This window comes from Streptomyces sp. NPDC060366 (assembly GCF_042725135.1).
In the GTDB taxonomy this organism is placed as follows: Bacteria; Actinomycetota; Actinomycetes; order Streptomycetales; family Streptomycetaceae; genus Streptomyces.
In genome coordinates this window covers 1-16,980 of the sequence record NZ_JBHXDC010000038.1, presented here as the reverse complement: position 1 = coordinate 16,980, position 16,980 = coordinate 1, and the positions used below count along the sequence as shown (strand labels likewise).

Here is a 16,980-nt window from a genome sequence, read left to right as displayed (position 1 = left end):
GCTCCTGGAGTGCCGGGCAGCAGAATGGACCGGCGAGGACCAAGCGGCGCAAGCCCTGGCTCTGGCCTGAGAGGCAGTGAGTAAGCTCGCTCGCGCAGTGTCGTTACTTGCGACTTAGTTATGGGGTGGCAGCCGCGGAATGTGACGCGGGATCCCGCGAAATCTTGCAACGCACTGTCGGCACCGCCACGGCGCACCCCGAAGCCCCGCGTTCACGCGGCTCTCGACCGTACGGCTGACCGCGCGGGGGTACTCACGTGAGTACCCCCACACCTCGTCCGCCGGGACCCGCATGGCCGGTCACCGGCGAAGCAGGAGCGCCGTGTACATGAGCGGGGCCAGGATCCCCACAACGGCCAGGGCCGCCCCCATGGGTTCCCGGGCATCGGGATGGGCGTAGACCACGTACGCGACCACCCCGGCCGCCAAGAGCAGCACCACGAACGCGAGCAGCACCACGACGGGCATCAGCGACGGCGCCACCGGGGCCGGGACGGGCGCCGACGGCTGCGGCGCAGCGGGCGGTAAGGGCGGATCCTGCGGACCGGTCGGAGATGTCATGACCGAAGTTCCTTTCAGGTCGGGCGCACCAGGACGGCACGCGGATCAACTGCCGGACGGTCCGCATCTTTTGGCACGCCGGGAGCGGGGTGGACAGCAGCACCGTGCGGCATCGAGGGGCAAGCCGCGCAATCTACGACCAGGCACTCACCATCCCCCGCGCCCCCGACATTCCGAGTGGCCTGGTTCCGGAACGGGGCTCTCACGTTGTGTAGCGGCGAGGCGGCGCGAGGCAAGGCGAGGCGAGCACAAACCGCCTGCCCCTGCCCCCACCGGGCGGCACCGCCCCATGGTGGGAGGGGGGTCCCGGCTCGCCTCGCCTCGCGCCGCCTCGCCTCGCCTCGCCGCTACAGAACGTGATAAGCGAAGTTGAGGAAGGCGTTCCCGAACCTGTAGCCCTTCGGGTCGGCCACGGACGCCATCTCCGGCTCCGGAGGCGAGGGCCGGGAGTTGGCTGGACGGTGGGATCCGGTGGGTGGTGGACGAGGGGATCGGACGGGGGACCGCGGGCACTGCTGCAGGTGGGGCCCCCGTTTCCGGACCGATCCCCGTTCCCGCAGGCCAGGCCCTGTGGGCAAGCCTGTCCGGCACGACGACACCTCTACCGGCAGGCCCGGGAGAGGCCCACCCGGCGCCGCCCGGCAATCCGAACTCGCGCTGCACCTAGGAGAAGTTCACCGCCTCACGCGCGCGCCTTGGACCGCCCCGGGCGCAAGGGGGCGGCGGTGAAGAAGATGAACACCTCGATCCCGAGCGGCGCGCAGACTGGGCGGATGATCACCCGCCGCCCGCTGGGCACCGGACCGTCCGAGAACTCCGGGTTGCCGACGACGTCGTCGCCGCGCGCGCAGCTCGCTGCCGAACGCCTCCCGACGACCACGGTCTCCTCGGTCGACGAGCCCGTCGCGGTGCCGGCCGCCCGGCGCCGGACCCTGGGCACCGGAACCGCGGTGACCGCCAGGCGGTGACCGGCCCGCCCCTCACGCGTGTGCTCGGTGTGCACGTGCACGCGTGCACGCCAAACGCGCGCGACCCCCGACCGGCGCCCAGCAACGGGTGTTCTGGCTCCGCCAGATGTTCGACCGGCGGGCCGCCGGCCCCGGCCGGGCACCCCCGTACGGACGGGTGCGGCCGTACGGACCCGCCCGCACCCGGACGTGCCGCGCCCCGGCGCGCCCCGGCGGCCCGTCCGGCCCGGCGCGCGAGCATGGGCCCGCGCGTTCAGCTCCCCGGATCCCCCGTCCCGGGGAGTTGAACGCCCTGCACGCGCGCGTCACGCGCGAGTTGGGCCCCCGGATTCACCGGACCCGGCCGTGATGATGAACCGGCGAACCGGCCGCCGCGACCGCAGCCCGGCGCCGGCCTGGCGGCGGGTCTCCCTCACGCGTGTGCGAGCGCGGCACGCGGAACACGCCACACGCGCGGCACGCGTTGGCCGCCCCGAACCGCCCGTCCGGCGCCTGCCGACGACCTGTCAGCGATCCGCTGACACCTGCCGGACGGGGCAGGGCCGGGGACACCGGCGGAAGGCCGGGCGCCAGCCGGGAGGGCGCTTCACAAGGCGCCTCATAGGGCGCCGCACAAGGCGCCCGACAAGGCGCCCCACAGGACGCTTCACAGGGCGCCTTGGGACCGGCCCGCGGTGAGGGAAACCCGCACGTCAGCAAGCCGGTCAAGGGGGCCGACGTGCGCCGACTACTTCTCACAGAGGGTCATTTGAGAAGGACAGACCCCTATCCGACCGACTGAGCCAGAACTCGAAGGAGAGATCCAGAGCCACCGCTAGCGGGAGTGCTAGACCTAGCGGCCTCCGGTGCTAGGCGCACCGCTGTGACCAGCGCTCTAGTGTCTAGCAGCCCGCCACCCAAGCCCCGCAACCCCGCGGCCGGCCACCTCAACCACCGCCCCGGGAACGGGTGCTAGACCCGCCCCACGGGGACGCGAGGCGCTGTACGCCGATCTGACGGCCGATCACGCCCCGTCTGGACCGGAGAGGCCCGGGCGGGGGAGAAAGGCGCTCAGGCGTCCGTGGAGACGCGCTCCGGGTGGCAGTCTGGGCACAGTTCGCCGCCGGGCAGTCCGGTGAGGGTGCGGAACCGGCGGTTGTGCTGCGCCGCCGGATTGCCGTCACCGCACGCCCCGCACCAGGACGGCAGGCCGTTCGACGGCTTCTCGGCCGACTGCTGGCTGGGGATCGGCACCGTCGACCGCTCGACATGCCGCTCAAGGTCTGTCCAGCCACGGGCGGGCATCTCCGCTGCACGATCGGCCAGCCATCCGGCAGGCAGCCCGGCCGCCAGCAGCTCGGCGGCGGCCGACCGCAACCTCACCCTGGTGCCGTTGATCACCGGCCGGCCCGCAGCCGCCGCGTACGCCGCCACCACCCGCTCCACCTCCGGCTGTTGCTGGCCTTCAGCCGGTGCCTGTCGCTTGTCGACCGGCGCAGCCTCGCTCTCTCTCTCTCGCCCCACCTCGGACCCGTCGCCCGAGGGACGGCCGGGACCAGAGAGAGAAGAGGGAGTTGGAGAAGGAAGGAGAAGGGGGGCAGATTCCGCCGGGACACCCCCGGCGGAATCTGCCGGGGGGGCGGCGGAATCTGCCGGGGGGGCGGCGGAATCTGCCGGGGGGGGCGGCGGAATCTGCCGGGGGGTCTGACCTGCGGTTTCCTCGGGCGCAGCGAAGGTGAGTTCTTCGATCACGGTCGGCCCGTAGTCGGTGCGCTTGCGCTTCATCCGCCCGAGCAGGTCAAGGTTCACCCGGTACAGGTCGGCGATCCGCGCGCCGGTCTTAGGGTGATACCGCTCGGCGGCAGCAAGCAGACCGCGCTTGATCAGCCGCTGCTTGTTGTCGCGAGCAGTCCGTTCCTTCATGTGCGCTTCGTCCGCGAGCTGCTGCATGGACGCGATCACGTAGCCGCGATCATCGGTGTGGTTGCAGCACGCCAGCAGGAACGCGCCTTCGCCCACCGACAGGCCGTCGGCCTGGAACACCATGTTCATGTGCTGGATCACTGGGCCACCTCCGTGAGGTAGCTGGCTGCCGCCAGCTCGTCGAGCCCGGCCTGACCCGCCTCGGGGCTGTCCGGGCCCAGCGACGCCAGCGTTTGGGCGCTGAACACCGTGCCCACCGGAAGATCCATCACACGGGCAAACACACCGAGCGCGACCAGAGAGAGCCGCTCGTCACCGAACGCCTGGTGGTCGTACACCGCTTCCTGCCACCTGCGCGGATCACCCGCCCGCGTCCACGTCTGGGTCGGTACCGACCTGGTCGTGACCTGCGCCTCGCCTTGTGGCGCTGTAGCTGTCGTGCGTCGTACGCTCATAGACGAGCGCACCTCCTCATTGATCTGGTGAGCGTGCTTTCCGTCCGGGGTGGCGACCCCGGTTGGACCTTCGGGCCCCGCCGTCGGCGGGGCCCGCTGTGTTGTCATGCTGCCTCACACCGGGGCTGAAGCGGGGACAGCCCTGGCCGGTGGACGGTCTCTCTCTGTTGTGAGTCTTTTACCGGCCTTACCGGAGCGGCTGATTTGCCGACCTTGATAAGGCTCGACGGAACGGCCAAAAAATCCCCACCCAACGCTTCCGAAGAATTCAACTTCACCATCAGGCCAGCAGTAGTCTGTTTTTCTTTCACGCGCCGCTTCCGCTTTTTGGTGTGCACTCTGAATTCGATCCGTTTTGAAATGAGAGAGACGGAAATGTCCACAGAGTGAATACCGTGCACGGCGTTGAATTCGTCAGCTAGAGATCGGCACGCGTGCGCCGGGAGCGTAGACGTCCTCCCAATAAGCCAGCGGTCGCTCTTCGTCATGGAATGCGACTGTGGTCACCATGACGGCAATTGCGGAGTGGGGCGGAGCGTCGATCTCAAGTGCGTCCAGCTCGTCTTGTGATGCCTGACGGGCGTGCCCGGTCCTCTGCCCCTTCACCACGTCCCGGCCGGTCCGCTCGGTGTAGAGCTGATCGAACTGGCGGACCATGCGGACGTCCTCCGCCAGCTCGGGCACTTCGGCAACCGTGTGGGGCGGGTAGACGGAGACCCCGACCGAGGTGGGCCGGCCGTCCTGCTGGAAGACACGGATGCGGATGACCGCTTCGTCGCCGGGCTCCAAGTCGAGCGCCTTGCACACGTCGGCGTCGTACACCCCCCTCTGCATGACGCGGTGCCCCGTTGAGGTCTCTCCGGGGGCGTACTGAAGCCCGTTCCGCGCCATGCGGTTCAGCCGGTCCGATCCCGTGATGACGATCGGGGACTCGGCCACGACGGTCCCGAGCGATCCCCGCGACGTGACCAGGCCCTCGCTCTTGAGCATCCCCAGCGCGCGACTCACGGTCTTCGCCGCCACGTCGAACTCGCCCCGGATCTCAGCCACGGAGGGAAGCGTGTCGCCGGGGGCCAGCTCTCCGCTCTTGATGCGTACGCGGAAGTGGGCCGCCACGTCGGCGTACCCCTTCCCGGGTGACTTGTATGCCACAGCTACTCCCGGTTTGTCGGATCGATCAACACACCCCGAAGGTACATCAATCTCGCTCGAAGGTACAACGCTTGCGCCCATCAGGTGCTTCATGTACCTTCGAGACGCGTTGAAGGTGCATCAAGTACCTAGCGGCTGATCGGCGCGTACCTTGCGTTGATCTGTCGAACGCGACGGGCCCCGACACACGGCGCTGCAACGCCTGATGTGTGTCGGGACCCGTCTGTCCGAACCCCCTGATGAGAGAGGGAACCGACGTGACGATGGTGTCAGATTGGTCAGCAACCGTGCAGGTCGTGGGCCTGGTGCGGGCGGGACTGGCTGAGGAGATCGAGCGCCAGGAGCGCGAGGACAACGAGGCGGGTCCGGAAGCGGAGCCGGAGGCCCGGGTACGTCTGGCGTCGGTGGCGCGGCCGGAGGACGACGCGGCGCGAGTCCTGCTGGACGGCTGGTTCCGCGAGTACGCGCCGATGGTGCGGCGTGTCGTGGCGCGCAACGTTTTCCGGCACGACGACGAGCACCTGGTGGACGACCTCGCGCAGGACGTGTGGGTGGAGGCGTGGCAGTACCTGCTGCGCGGTAATGAGGTGCGCAAGCCGCACGGGCTGCTGGCCCTGATGGCGCGGACCCGGGTGTGCCGGCACTACCAGTCGGCCCGGGTCCGGCGTGAGGCCGTGGCCGATCTCCAGGACTACGAGCGGGCGGTCGACCGCCTCGCGTCGTGGATCGGGGCGGCGGCATGAGCGACACCCAGACGAAGCCGCCGCTGCCGATCCGGCCCGAGCCGCACGAGCGTGACGGCCGCCAGGAGCAGTGTCCCGAGACCGCCCGCCCGCACGCGCGGACCGGGGTGACGGCATGACGATCTTCATCGCCGTCTTACGGCACCTGTGGCAGTGCCCGAAGTGCAACGCCTACGTGACGCACCGGATCCCGCCCGGCGGCACGTGCGGGGGGTGCTGACCGTGAGCCCGCGCCGTGTGAAGCCCCGTCCCCCGAAGGCGGCCCCCGAGCTGCTGTCCCGCGTCGGCTGCCAGCACTGCGGTGCCGAGAACCCACCCGACTTCACCGTCTGCGGCTTCTGTAACCACCGCCGCGACTGGTACCCCGCCCCGCAAGTCACGAGCCCGGCCTGACGGCCCTGCGTCATCCCCAGCCCCGTACCGGGCTGGTGGTGGCGCAGGGACCGGACAGCCCGGCCCCGGAAGGAGATCCGATGTACGGCTCCGCCCGTATCTCGCTGGTCGACCGCGCGGTGACCGCCGTCGACCGGCTGGCCCGCGTCGCGCGCCTCGCGCTGCGCCTGGCCACCCACACGCGGCTGACCCCGAGCGACGTGTACGCGGCCATCGCGACGGCCCGCTTCATGGCGGCGCACGCGCTGGTCGACCAGGCCGCCGACGAGGTCGAGGAGTCCGACGACCCGGACATCGACCTGACCCAGATCCGCCAGCCGCTGTGGCTCGGCAGCACGACGATCTTCGAGGAGAAGTAATGGCGATCAACGAAGGTGGCAGGTACGACCGGTCCGAGCGTGATGAGGAGCGGGACAACCTCCGGGACTTCCTCGACGAGCGGCGTCAGCAGCGCCTGGACGACGGTGTCGTCCCCGAGCCGCGCCGTGATGACGGACGGGGCTCGCGTGCGAGCCGGGCGGCCACGAACGCGGGCGCGGCTGCCGGTGCGGCGGTCGGCGCGGCGGCGGGCAGCTTCGTCCCGCCGATCACGGTCAACCTGAACGGCAACGGCAACGGTGGCAACGGCGGCGGGAACGGCGGCCGGGGGAACGCCGGTTCGGCCGGCGGCGGCGACCGCCACCAGGGCGACCGGCTGATCTACGCGATCGAGCGGATCGAGCTGCGCGGCGACCGGGACATCGTGGCGCTGGCCCGCGCGATCAACCACTTGGGCAGGGAGTTGCACCTGATCCTCGGCATGAGCGCGGAGGAAGTGAACGGCGTCCTCAGTACCTACAAGGGCAAGTGGTACACCTTCGGCGCCTCGTCCCGGATCAAGGCCCGCCTCGTCTCCGCCCACCTGAAGGTCAGCGCGGAGGCCGCGAAGGCGCTGGGCGTGGGCGCGCTGAAGATGGCCCACGCGTTCGACCGCCACTTCGTCCAGCCGGAGCGTGAGGCCAAGCGGCGCCGCGACGGCGTCAAGTCCGCCCCGAAGCGCCGCGAGTTCACGATCGGAGACCAGTGATGGGACGACGGAAGAGCACCACGGCGCCGGCCCCGGTGAACACCGGCTCCGAGATCGTGCCGGTCGGCAGGGGCGGCTTCTTCGGCCACCTCGTCGGCCACGTGGTCGGCAAGGCGCTGCCGTACGCGTCGCCGTGGATCGCGGCCGGGACGCTGCCGCCGCTGGCCGGATGGGCGACGAACACGATGTGGGGCGACGCCCCGCTGTCCGCCGGGCTGGCGTCCGCCGCCCTGGCGGTCGGCGGCGCGGGCCTGACCGCGGTGACGTGGAAGGCGACCCCGGCCGCCTCCAAGTTCGGGCAGTTCCGCCGGGCGCAGGCGACCGCGTCCGTGGCGGCCGGGATGGGCTGGCTGACCTGCGCCGTGGCGGCCGGTCCGTTCGGGTCTCCGATGCTGGACGCGTGGCTCATCGGCGGCGGCCTGTTCGCCGCGAGCTGGAACATGCGGCAGCTGCTGCGCAACGGCGCCTCCGGCGACGTCGCAGCTGAGGAGAACGGCGGGCTGGGCGCGCTGGCCGCCGCGATCGGCTGGGAAAAGCTCACGGTGAAGGACGCGAAGGGCTCCGGCAAGGGCACCGTCAAGGCCGGGGTCGAGGTGGGACCCGGCGGCACGATCGAGGCGGTGCAGGGCACCACCGCGAAGGTGGCCGCCGCCCTGCACGTCCCGCCGTCCGGTGTGATCGTGACGCCGGACCCGGACGACGCGGCCAGGGGCACGCTGTCGCTGAGGGTGGCGGACCTGCTGAAGGACGGCGTCGACTTCGCGATGCCGACCGCGCTCGGCCTGCTGCCCACCGACGACATCCCGCTCGGCCTCTACGCGGACGGAGAGGTCTGGGTGCTCAACCCGTTCTCCGCCGACATCCTCCAGCACGTGCTGGTGATGGGCATGACCGGCGCGGGCAAGAGCGAGTTCCTGCGCGCGCTGGTCGCCCACCTGGCCACCCGCCGGAAGATGACCACCTTCCTGGTCGACCTGGCCAAGGGCCGGCAGACCGTGGGGCACATCGCGGACGGCATCGACTGGCTGATCCAGGACAAGAAGGAGGCCAAGCGTCTGCTCCGGGCGCTCCCGGCCGCTATCAAGGCCCGCGGTGACGTCCTGGCCTCGGAGGGCCTGGACCAGTGGACCCCGCAGTCGTCGCTGAACGCGGTGATGGTGTGGCTGGAGGAGGCCGCCGACCTCGCGGACTTCGACGAGCTGGACGAGATCGCGCGCAAGGCCCGCAGCGTCGGGATCTGGCTCGGGATCAGCCTCCAGCGCGCCACCTGGACGAACATGTCGACGGACGTGCGCGCGAACCTCGGTGGCGCGGTGTGCTTCGGCGTCAACGAGGCGTCGGACGCCGGATTCTGCCTGCCGGACAGCGTGACGGACGCGGGCGCGGTCCCGGCCTGGCAGGCGGAACGGCCCGGCTACGCGTTCGCGACCGGCATGGGCATCCCGCAGAACCGGTGGACCACGGAGGTCCGCTCCGGCCTGACCGAGCGCGAGGAGCTGGCCGCCCTGGTGGCCGCCGGCGCCTCCGTCCGCGACCCGCTCGATGAGGTGACCGCGAACGCGCTGGGCCAGGCGTACGCGCAGCGCGCCCACCGGGGCACCAACCGGCTGACGCCCGGCGTCCCGGCCGCTCCGGTCGCGCCGCTCCCCGCTCCGCCCGCACACCCGGCCGGTTCCGCCCCGGGCCCGGACCACTCCGTCTACGACCAGGAGGCCGACGACATGGCTGGCATCGAGGAGGCCGCCGCCCTGGAACTCCAGGACGCGTACGACGAGATCATGGGCGCGATCCCCGCCGACCCCGAGCCGGACGCCGACTACGCCTCGCTGCGCCTGGAGGACGACGTCCCCGAGCTGGACGCCGACGCGGACATGGAGTTCGAGGCCCGGCGGGACGTGACGCCCGAGGAGGCGCGGCACATCCTCCTGGTCGAACTCGACGGGTGGGTCCAGCAGGGCCGGTTGGAGTTCGAGCCCGCGGACCTGATCCCGGCCACCACGGCGGCCGACCGCAAGCGCCCGTGGATGCAGGGCGAGCTGAAGAAGCTCGTGGAGGCGGGGCTGATCCAGCGCGACGCCCACGGGTCGTACTCGATCCTCCACTCCCCTCTCCAGCCCGCATAGCCGTCACCGAATGTGACGGCGTGACAGTCACGGTCGGGCCTGACTCTCGACAGTCAGGCCCGCCGGGGGCCTAAAGGGAAGTCACGGAATTTCGCCCCTGACAAGCCCTGACACCCGCCTCTGACTGTCAGAGATCCCCCTCTGACTTCCCGCCTGACAGTGACTCACCGTAAGGAGCGCGAGCCGTGTCCCACCACCTCGAACCCCGCCCGTACACCGGTCCGTACGCCCCCGTGGACGCGCCGCTGACCGGTCCCGTGCAGCTGCACGGCGAGCGCCAGGAGCCGACCGAAGCGGTCGTGTGGGTGCCCGACGCGTACGGGCGGATGATGCCCGTCTCCCGTACGCAGGCCGACCGGCTGCTCGCCGCCGTGCCCGTGACCGCGCCGCGCGACCTGACCCCGCAGCCGCTGGTCGACTCCCGCGCGCAGCTCGTTCTCGCGGCCGGTGTCGGCACCGGAGCCGCGGCGGCCGGGGTCGGCTACGGCCTGGGCCAAGTCCTCGCCCCGTTCGTCGCGATCGCGTCCAGCGGGGGCCTGTGGGCGCTCGCCCTCCTCGCGGTCCTCGGCACCGCCAGCCGCCGCAGTGGCGGCGGTTCCCAGACCACGAACACGTACGTCACCAACAACGTCTCCGCCCGCTGGTGGGGCAAGGCGACCACCACCACGCGCAACTGACGGGCCGGGAGGGCGAACTCCCGGCCCGCCGGCCACGACCGCGTAGCGGTCCCGACCACGACACGGAGGTCCCCGTGACGCAGCAGACAACGTACCCACCGCTCACCGACGAACCGGCCGTCAGCCCGGCTCCGCCCGCACACACTTCCGCTCCGCTCGGGCGGGGCAGTGCTCCGGCTACACCCGGAAGGGTGCAAGATGCCGGGATGACTGAGACACAGATGGCGGCCCGCCCCGGGGCCACGGCCGGGGCCGCTCCGGGCACGGCCCCGGCCGCTCCGGTGACGAAGTCGGCCGCTCCGGTCGCCGCGAACGGCGCTCCGCCCTCACCTCGCAAGGGCGGCCGGGCGCGGCCGGGGTCGGCCGACACTCCCGTGTCCACGGCCCCGGCCGCCGATGGTGCGGCCCCGGCCAATCCGGCCGACCCCCCGGCCGGTCGCGGCGCGCGTACGGTCGGCTGGCTGCTGCTGCTCGTGGCCGGTCTGGGCATGCCGCTGGTCGGCGTCATCGGCTTCGCCGCCTCGTACTCCACCCTGGAGCGGTTCGCGGCCGGCCACGGGTTCAGCGACACCCTGGCCCCGTGGTTCCCGGTCGGGATCGACGCCTCGATCGTGGCGCTGCTGGCCCTGGATCTGGTCATGGTCCGCAGGAAGAAGCCGTGGCCGCTGCTGCGGTTCGCCGCGCACGCGATGACGCTGGTCACGGTGCTGCTCAACGCGTCTGACGGCCTCACCAAGGGCCCCGGCGAGAGCGTCTGGGCGGGGCTGCTGGCCGACCCCTTGTGGGCGTTGTCGCACGGTGTGATGCCCATCCTGTTCGTCCTCGGGGTCGAGGCGGCCCGGCGGCTGCTGATGCACGCGGCGGCCATCGAGGAGGGCACCGAGACCGACCGCATCCCGCTGCACCGCTGGGCGCTCGCCCCGGTCCGCACCGGGAAGCTGTACCGGCGGATGAGGCTGGCCGCCGTGCGGTCCTACCCGGAGATGGTGGAGCGCGAGCGGGCGCTCAGCGGGTACCGCGTCTGGCTCACCCAGGAGTTGGGCGGCGACCTGGACAAGGCGTCCGAGATCCAGATGCTGCCCATCACGATGGCCCCCCACGGCTACACGGTGGAGGACGCCTTGGCCCTCCCGGCGAAGTGGAAGGCGGAGGCGGCGGAGCGGGACCGGCTGGAGGCGGAGCGCGAGAGGTTGGAGGCGGAGCGGCAGCGGGCGCAGGCGAAGGCCGACCGGATCGCCGCCATCACCGACGAGGCCGACATCGCTGAAGCCGGGTTCGTGACGGAGGCCCGGACGGGTACGGCGCAGGCGCAGGCGGAGGCCGCGAAGGCGCGGGCGGAGCACCAGCGGACGGCGGCGGAGCGGCTGTCGCTCCGGGAGGCGGAGGCGCTGGAGTCGGAGGAGGCCGCCGCCGCGCGGCGCCGCGCGGCGGAGGAGACGGCGGAGGCGGAGCGGCTGGAGCTGGAGGCGGCACAGACACGGGAGAAGGCGGCCCGGATCGCGGCGGACGCGGCGCGGCGCGAGGAGGAGACGGGGCGTCAGGAGCGCGAGCGGGCCACTGCCCGGCGCCGCGCGGCGGAGGAGACGGCGGAGGCGGAGCGGCTGGAGCTGGAGGCGGCGCGGCTGCGTACCGAGCTGCGCCAGGTCGAGGCTGCGGCCGAGGCGGCGGAGGACTACTTCCGCCTCCAGCCGCGAGAGCGCAACGCCCGCCGGGTGGCCCGGATGCTCTTGGTCGCGCACCCGGCTGGCACCCCCGCTGGCCAGATGGACCCGGAGCGGGTGCCGTCGGCGGAGATCGGCGGCCGGCTCGGAGTCGGCCGGACCGTCGCCGGAGAACTCCGCAAGGAGGCGCTGGCGCTCCTGGCGACCGGCTACGCCGACCGTGCCGCGTACGACGCGGCGTACGAGCCGCAGAGCTGACCGACCCGCACCACGTACGGCGGAGGGCGGCACCCACACCGGGTGCCGCCCTCCGCCGTGTCCGCAAAGTCGGTGCTCAGCTCCGGCGCCACCAGCGGCGCCGCTCCCCGGCCGCCGGCCCCGAACCCGGGCCCGGGGAAGCGGGCACAGGCTCGTTGTTCTGCGCCTGCCCGGGTACGGACGGCTGGAGGACCGGGCGCTCGGGGGCGGGCATCAGCGCCTGGAGCGTCCGCTGGAGATCCGCGATGTGGTCGGCCCGCGCGGCGAGCTGGGCCCGCAGGTGCTTCGCTTCGGCTTCCGCGAGCTGTCGTCCGTGCTCGGCTGCCGCCACGGCCAGGGCGTGCTCGTGACGGAGGTCCTCCAGCTCGGCTCGCAGCGCGACCGCGTCGTGCTCCTGGTCGACGTCGGCGTCCGGCCCGGCCGGGGACGACGGAGCGGTCTTGTCCGGATCGGCGGGGGCATGCAGCCGGAGGCCGGCGGCCAGGAGGTCGTCCACCGGGATCAGCCAGCCGCGCACTTCATCCTGTACGGCGTTGGGCAGATCGCCCGCCTCACGGCGGCGGCGGATGGTCGTGCGACTGACGCCGCACGCAGCGGCGGCCTCGCGCTGGGTCAGCATCGGACGCGTACTCATGGCGCCCATCCTCCCCGCTCAGCGCCCCCACACCAGACCGACCCACCACCTGGTGCGCTCTGTGGTCGGGTCCGTGGTCGGGGCGACCACGGACCCGACCACGGACCCGACCACGGGCGGCTGGCACTTTCGACGCGGCCGGAGCCCCAGCACCCCTTCGTATGGAAGTAGTCGGTGCCCCGCCGCTCCGAATCGTTCCGCTGACCTCGCAGTTCATCACGTCTGGCGACGGCCCCGATGCGACCAGAGGCGCGACCATGGCGGAGGTGCGTTTCACGAACGTAGCCAGGTGCGCACTTCCCGCCAACCTGAAGCTGGATCAGGCCATCCTCTGCGTTCGCGGATCGAGTGTGGACCGGCGGTTGTTCCTGTTCAGCGGCGTCTGGCGGTGGTGGAGCCCTCACGTTCCGTATGGCTATAGCCATACGGAACGTGCAGGTCAGAGGCTGTTTTCTTGTGGGATGGTGGTGCTCCAAGGCTAAGAGGCACCGGCGAATGGGCGCCGGTGCCTCTGTCCACGGAACAGGGATCTCGATGACTGACGACAGCCGCCTCCACTGGATCGTGACCGCCTGCCTCGTGGCTGGATTTCTGGGGTACGTGACGTACGCGCACCCGGCGCTTGCCGTGCCGCTGACCGTCGCCGTGGCGGGTCTCCTCGCAGTCCTCACGCTCCGTCAGCAATAACCCAACTGTCCTCAGTCGGCGTCTGGAGCTGAGGGAGAAGCGCCCGGAGCACAAGTGCCATCCGTGCTGTCGTGCCTGTCGCGTCCGCGTCTGTGGCGGGGAAACGGCCTATCGGCCCTGTTCGGCGCGCGACTGTCGCACGTGTGCCCGACCTGGGAGCGACAGGCACGACAGCCACCAGGCGCCGCCGCCCGTTGCGTAGGGCGTTGCTTAGGCAGTTGCGTAGGGACTTGCTCAGGGCGTTGCTCAGGGACTTGCGCGCCCCGTTCCGCGGGCCGCACGTCTTGCCTGGTCAGGGGTGGGGTTTTTCGGTGGTCGCCTGTCTGACATCCCCCTCTGAGCCCCACCTCCCCGCCCGCCACGGAAGAAGAGAAGAAGGGCGGCGGGCAGGTCGGCGGGACACATCGGGGGACCGGGCGGTGGGGCGCACTTCGCGGCCCTGGGCAGCCGCGCCCAGGGCCGGGTGGTGCCTGTAGGAGTTGAGTTGACGCGGCGTCACGGGCGGTAGAGTGGGCGCGAGATGCGGCGCCCGGGTACGGCGCTGTCCACGAAGCCGAGGGCTCTTCAAAAAAAAGCCCTTGCCGTGTGATGGTACTCACTTAACTGCTCGCAAATGCGGACAAAAAATCTCCGACAAGGGTTTTCTGTGATATGCGGAGCTGCGGCTCCCCGGCCCTTGTGAGCGTGTGGTGACCTTCAAGATCGAGGCGATTAACGCCCTCGTGTTCGCCCTGGCGTTGTTCCTCGCCTGGGTGGTGTACCGGCGTACGGACAGCATCGAGTCCGCCGTCATGGCGGGTGCTGGGACTGCGGCCCTGATTCTCGTTCTGTTCAGTCCGATCGAGACCGGCACGAAGACCCCCGAGACGATCCCCCCGGCGCCGTCGTTCTCGACGTCCTCGCCGGGGCCGGAACGGACAGAGCCACACGAAACGCGGTGACGTCCTCGGCCTCGGCGGGCGTCGCCGGGGCTGGCGGGAGCGGCAACGTAGGTTGCCCGCCGGGCATCCCGACGGGGCAACAGAAGGAGACGTGGCGGAGGGCGGCACTCGTGGGTGCCGCCCTCCGCCACCGCTCGTATCAACTAACGAGTGAAGCCGATGCCGGGCCTGGGCAGGCGTCGGCTATCGGCTTCACGTGGGAGGGCGCGCCAACGCCCCCCGTTTCCCTGTGCTTCGCGGTTGGAGCCAGTAGCAATCAGGGCCGGCCTTCCAATACTCGGTGGCTCGGTGATGACGAGTGTGACGCGGGATTTGCGTTCAGTCAGGGACTTAAGGGGCGCGGAATTGAATCAACGCAGGCCAGACGCCTAGCCACTGTTTGGTTCTAAATGTCTGGAAAGTTCGAAAGATCATAAATTGGGGGTGGGGTTTTGTCGGGGGCCTCGTGCTAGGACGCCGAGCAGCGCCGCGACCTGCGATTTTGTCCGCAGACTTGTCCTCGGGAAGGCGGTCTAGGCCGGTATCGATGACCCGGTCGTCTCTCTTGGTGTTCATAAAGATGGGTTGGAGCGGTTGTGAGTCAACGACCTGACCGACTGTCATTCATGCCGTAGAGGCTGACAACCTGGGCAGCAGCAGGTCCTTTCATGCGTTAGGGAGCGCCAACTCCCTTTCTGCGCAGGTTCGGACAACGGTTGGAGCCGAGTAGCACCGTCCGGCGATCTCGCGGTCGCCGGACGGTGGTTAGGGAGATCTTCATGGGCGTCAAGCCCTCCGCCGCGGCGAGCGCCGCGGCCACCGGGCCGGCGGATTCCGGCAACGACACCACCACCTCCACGAACAGTGGCTTCGGTATGCCGCACGCGCTGGTCATCGTCGCGTGTGTCGTCACCGCGGCGATCCTCGCCACGCTCGGTATGAGCGTCGGCGACGTCCTGGTCCTTCTCGCGGGCGCCGGCAGCATCGGGGGCACGGTCGTCGTGCTGGTGGTCACCGGAGGCCGCGGACGAGTCGGCCGCTTCGTACGCGCCTATGTCAGCTCGGGGAACTGAGGTGACGGTGATGGGACGCCCTGAGAAGCCCGTGGACCGCACCGTCCCGGCACTTGCCAACCTTGCTGTGTTCCTGCGCGAGCGCCGGGACACAGCGGGGCTGACCTACCAGCAACTCGCCCTTAGGGAGGGCATGCCGTCGAAGGCAACACTCGAACGTGCCGCATCCGGCGCCTCCGTCCCCTCCTGGAGCACCGTTTATGCCTTCATTGACGCAACCGCCACTACACCGCAGCTGTTCGTCGACACCTTCCTCCACGGCGCCGGCGGCCTGACTCGTGGCCGGGACCTGTGGATCCGAGCGCGCAGGGCCACCCGGGCGCCGTACTACGTCCACAAGGCACCCGACCCGGAGCTCATCTGCTCCGTGTCAGATCTCAGCCAGGCACTGCGCGACCAGCACACGTGGGCCGGCTGCCCCAGCCCGGGAGACATGGAGCGGAAATTTCCGCACCACCTGCCGCGCAGCACCACCCGCCGCATCATCAACGGCACGACACTTCCTGCCACACCTGAGCAGACCATCGCCCTCCTGAAGGCCTGCCATGTGATCAGCCCCGCCAGCCTCACACCGTGGCTTGCCGCCGCCATCCGGGCCTTCGAGAAGAGCAACGCGACCTCGAAGGCCATCGACAAGTGGGTGGAGACCCGGGAACTGTTCGAAGCCCTAGTGACGCCGGACCACGAGGAAGAATTCCCGCCCGTCCTACGTGCTGCTTAAGCCCTGCCCCCGCAGTCGCCGGCGCCCGCCCCGGCGACACCGTCACTGATGCCCGCGGTGACCCTGCTCGCCGTCCTGGTGCTGCTCCTGTCGGCCGGAGCGGCGGCGTACCTCGCGTACGCCCACCCCGCCTCCAGAGAGCCCCTGGCGGCGGCCGGAGGCGTCCTCGCGGTCCTGGCCCCGATCACGTACTCGACACTCCGCCGATGACCCCGGCCACGGCCCCGGCACGCCCGCCGGGGCCACGGCCGCGCCCCTCACGCCCCGCCCTGGACGTCCTGTCAGTTTTCTGCCCGGTCGAATTCCTTTTCTTTCCGGTGTAATTGGGTGGGGGATTGGGGATTGAATTGGTGGGTGAATTGGGGGGTAGTGGGGTGTGGTTCCAGAGTTCATCCGGGGGTGCTTTTTGAAGCAGCGTCAGAATTCTTTGCAGGGTGGCTTGTTGCGACCGTTCGAATTCCGTCTGCTTCCTTGACGCTCCGTCAGGTTCGGGGCCCGGATGGGCACCGGTCTGGTGTCTGTGCTGGTCAGGGTGCTGTCAGGGGTGGTGGAGGGGGTGGGGTCTGGTTCCAGAGTTGATCCATGGCCCAGGTTTGATGCAGGGTGCCCCGGATCCGCCAAAGGTACATGGTGCATCACTACACAGGGTCACATCCCCACGGGGCCGGCCACCCTCTCCGTAGCCAGCCGTCCGGCGGAGCCGGACAGGTCCGGGAGCGGAGCGGACGGGCCCAGACGGGCCGCGAAGCGGGCCGTCACAGCCTCGGAGCGAAGCGAGGAGGCTGCACTGCCCTCGGGCACGGAGCGAAGCGGAGGCCCGCCTCCGAGCGAAGCGAGGAGAGAGGCGCGCAGCGCCGACCCGTCACGCTGAGCGGAGCGAAGCGGGCCGCTTGCCACAGCGCGCAGCGCTGTGGGTACCCGCTCCGCGGGCAGCATCGCGACGCCCGGCGGCCGCCCGGCCCTGATGTTCCAGGAGCACGCGCTGT

Annotated in this window: 19 protein-coding genes; 14 read left to right on the top strand and 5 right to left on the bottom strand. The window is 70.7% G+C overall.

The features are described 5' to 3' along the window. Positions 1–300: 300 nt before the first annotated feature. Positions 301–561: a hypothetical protein gene (locus tag ACFWHU_RS38195; RefSeq protein ID WP_387230934.1), complete on the bottom strand. Its 261-nt coding sequence runs from the start codon at positions 559–561 to the stop codon at positions 301–303. A gap of 725 nt (positions 562–1,286) precedes the next feature. Between ACFWHU_RS38195 and ACFWHU_RS38190 the strand changes: the two genes are divergently transcribed. Beyond that, positions 1,287–1,529 carry a hypothetical protein gene (locus ACFWHU_RS38190; RefSeq protein ID WP_387230932.1) on the top strand — a complete coding sequence of 81 codons (243 nt, stop codon included), beginning with the start codon at positions 1,287–1,289 and terminating at the stop codon, positions 1,527–1,529. A 1,050-nt stretch (positions 1,530–2,579) separates the two neighbouring features. Here the strand turns inward: ACFWHU_RS38190 and ACFWHU_RS38185 are convergent. The 3 genes from ACFWHU_RS38185 to ACFWHU_RS38175 form a co-directional block, all read right to left on the bottom strand. Further along, positions 2,580–3,572: a hypothetical protein gene (locus tag ACFWHU_RS38185; RefSeq protein WP_387230930.1), complete on the bottom strand. Its 993-nt coding sequence runs from the start codon at positions 3,570–3,572 to the stop codon at positions 2,580–2,582. Then, positions 3,569–3,886: a hypothetical protein gene (locus ACFWHU_RS38180; protein ID WP_387230928.1), complete on the bottom strand. Its 318-nt coding sequence runs from the start codon at positions 3,884–3,886 to the stop codon at positions 3,569–3,571. The genes ACFWHU_RS38185 and ACFWHU_RS38180 overlap by 4 nt, the downstream gene beginning before the upstream one ends. A gap of 414 nt (positions 3,887–4,300) precedes the next feature. Beyond that, complete coding sequence (locus ACFWHU_RS38175; protein ID WP_387230926.1) at positions 4,301–5,131, bottom strand: GntR family transcriptional regulator; 831 nt, start codon at positions 5,129–5,131, stop codon at positions 4,301–4,303. A gap of 164 nt (positions 5,132–5,295) precedes the next feature. Here ACFWHU_RS38175 and ACFWHU_RS38170 point away from each other — a divergent pair, with 164 nt between their 5' ends. From ACFWHU_RS38170 to ACFWHU_RS38135, 8 genes are all read left to right on the top strand, one after another. Further along, positions 5,296–5,781 (top strand): RNA polymerase sigma factor, encoded by a 486-nt coding sequence (locus tag ACFWHU_RS38170; protein WP_387230924.1) that lies wholly within the window; start codon positions 5,296–5,298, stop codon positions 5,779–5,781. Continuing rightward, positions 5,778–5,900, top strand: coding sequence for a hypothetical protein (locus ACFWHU_RS38165; protein WP_387230922.1), 123 nt, complete (start codon positions 5,778–5,780; stop codon positions 5,898–5,900). The genes ACFWHU_RS38170 and ACFWHU_RS38165 overlap by 4 nt, the downstream gene beginning before the upstream one ends. 103 nt (positions 5,901–6,003) lie before the next feature. Continuing rightward, entirely contained in the window at positions 6,004–6,174 is a 171-nt protein-coding gene (locus ACFWHU_RS38160) for a hypothetical protein (protein WP_387230920.1), read from the top strand. Positions 6,175–6,254: 80 nt separating this feature from the next. Beyond that, positions 6,255–6,533, top strand: a complete 279-nt coding sequence (locus ACFWHU_RS38155; RefSeq protein WP_387230918.1) for a hypothetical protein — start codon at positions 6,255–6,257, stop codon at positions 6,531–6,533. Then, the gene (locus ACFWHU_RS38150) at positions 6,533–7,240 is read left to right on the top strand and encodes a hypothetical protein (protein WP_387230916.1); all 708 of its coding nucleotides are present in this window, start codon (positions 6,533–6,535) and stop codon (positions 7,238–7,240) included. Before ACFWHU_RS38155 ends, ACFWHU_RS38150 begins: the two co-directional genes overlap by 1 nt. After that, complete coding sequence (locus ACFWHU_RS38145) at positions 7,240–9,363, top strand: FtsK/SpoIIIE domain-containing protein (protein ID WP_387230914.1); 2,124 nt, start codon at positions 7,240–7,242, stop codon at positions 9,361–9,363. The genes ACFWHU_RS38150 and ACFWHU_RS38145 overlap by 1 nt, the downstream gene beginning before the upstream one ends. 185 nt (positions 9,364–9,548) lie before the next feature. Then, on the top strand, positions 9,549–10,040 hold the full coding sequence (locus ACFWHU_RS38140) for a hypothetical protein (RefSeq protein WP_387230912.1): 492 nt from the start codon (positions 9,549–9,551) through the stop codon (positions 10,038–10,040). 206 nt (positions 10,041–10,246) lie between these two features. Then, on the top strand, positions 10,247–11,959 hold the full coding sequence (locus tag ACFWHU_RS38135; protein WP_387230910.1) for a DUF2637 domain-containing protein: 1,713 nt from the start codon (positions 10,247–10,249) through the stop codon (positions 11,957–11,959). Positions 11,960–12,035: 76 nt separating this feature from the next. Here ACFWHU_RS38135 and ACFWHU_RS38130 read toward each other — a convergent pair whose 3' ends face one another. Continuing rightward, complete coding sequence (locus ACFWHU_RS38130; RefSeq protein ID WP_387230908.1) at positions 12,036–12,593, bottom strand: helix-turn-helix transcriptional regulator; 558 nt, start codon at positions 12,591–12,593, stop codon at positions 12,036–12,038. A 534-nt stretch (positions 12,594–13,127) separates the two neighbouring features. Between ACFWHU_RS38130 and ACFWHU_RS38125 the strand changes: the two genes are divergently transcribed. From ACFWHU_RS38125 to ACFWHU_RS38105, 5 genes are all read left to right on the top strand, one after another. Continuing rightward, positions 13,128–13,280: a hypothetical protein gene (locus tag ACFWHU_RS38125; RefSeq protein ID WP_387230906.1), complete on the top strand. Its 153-nt coding sequence runs from the start codon at positions 13,128–13,130 to the stop codon at positions 13,278–13,280. Positions 13,281–13,969: 689 nt separating this feature from the next. After that, positions 13,970–14,221, top strand: coding sequence for a hypothetical protein (locus ACFWHU_RS38120; RefSeq protein WP_387230904.1), 252 nt, complete (start codon positions 13,970–13,972; stop codon positions 14,219–14,221). 758 nt (positions 14,222–14,979) lie between these two features. Beyond that, on the top strand, positions 14,980–15,273 hold the full coding sequence (locus ACFWHU_RS38115) for a hypothetical protein (RefSeq protein ID WP_387230902.1): 294 nt from the start codon (positions 14,980–14,982) through the stop codon (positions 15,271–15,273). A 31-nt stretch (positions 15,274–15,304) separates the two neighbouring features. Then, positions 15,305–15,994 carry a helix-turn-helix domain-containing protein gene (locus tag ACFWHU_RS38110; protein WP_387230900.1) on the top strand — a complete coding sequence of 230 codons (690 nt, stop codon included), beginning with the start codon at positions 15,305–15,307 and terminating at the stop codon, positions 15,992–15,994. Between the two features lie 48 nt (positions 15,995–16,042). Beyond that, a complete protein-coding gene (locus tag ACFWHU_RS38105) occupies positions 16,043–16,204 on the top strand; it encodes a hypothetical protein (RefSeq protein WP_387230898.1) in 162 nt (53 codons plus the stop codon). Positions 16,205–16,980: the final 776 nt, after the last annotated feature.

Excerpts from the sequence above, each read along its gene's own strand:
- ACFWHU_RS38115 (WP_387230902.1), top strand. The coding sequence starts at position 14,980 with ATGGGCGTCAAGCCCTCCGCCGCGGCGAGCGCCGCGGCCACCGGGCCG.
- ACFWHU_RS38130 (WP_387230908.1), bottom strand. The coding sequence starts at position 12,593 with ATGAGTACGCGTCCGATGCTGACCCAGCGCGAGGCCGCCGCTGCGTGC.
- ACFWHU_RS38180 (WP_387230928.1), bottom strand. The coding sequence starts at position 3,886 with ATGAGCGTACGACGCACGACAGCTACAGCGCCACAAGGCGAGGCGCAG.
- ACFWHU_RS38135 (WP_387230910.1), top strand. The coding sequence starts at position 10,247 with ATGACTGAGACACAGATGGCGGCCCGCCCCGGGGCCACGGCCGGGGCC.
- ACFWHU_RS38105 (WP_387230898.1), top strand. The coding sequence starts at position 16,043 with ATGCCCGCGGTGACCCTGCTCGCCGTCCTGGTGCTGCTCCTGTCGGCC.
- ACFWHU_RS38175 (WP_387230926.1), bottom strand. The coding sequence starts at position 5,131 with ATGAAGCACCTGATGGGCGCAAGCGTTGTACCTTCGAGCGAGATTGAT.
- ACFWHU_RS38155 (WP_387230918.1), top strand. The coding sequence starts at position 6,255 with ATGTACGGCTCCGCCCGTATCTCGCTGGTCGACCGCGCGGTGACCGCC.
- ACFWHU_RS38195 (WP_387230934.1), bottom strand. The coding sequence starts at position 561 with ATGACATCTCCGACCGGTCCGCAGGATCCGCCCTTACCGCCCGCTGCG.
- ACFWHU_RS38145 (WP_387230914.1), top strand. The coding sequence starts at position 7,240 with ATGGGACGACGGAAGAGCACCACGGCGCCGGCCCCGGTGAACACCGGC.
- ACFWHU_RS38150 (WP_387230916.1), top strand. The coding sequence starts at position 6,533 with ATGGCGATCAACGAAGGTGGCAGGTACGACCGGTCCGAGCGTGATGAG.
- ACFWHU_RS38165 (WP_387230922.1), top strand. The coding sequence starts at position 5,778 with ATGAGCGACACCCAGACGAAGCCGCCGCTGCCGATCCGGCCCGAGCCG.
- ACFWHU_RS38125 (WP_387230906.1), top strand. The coding sequence starts at position 13,128 with ATGACTGACGACAGCCGCCTCCACTGGATCGTGACCGCCTGCCTCGTG.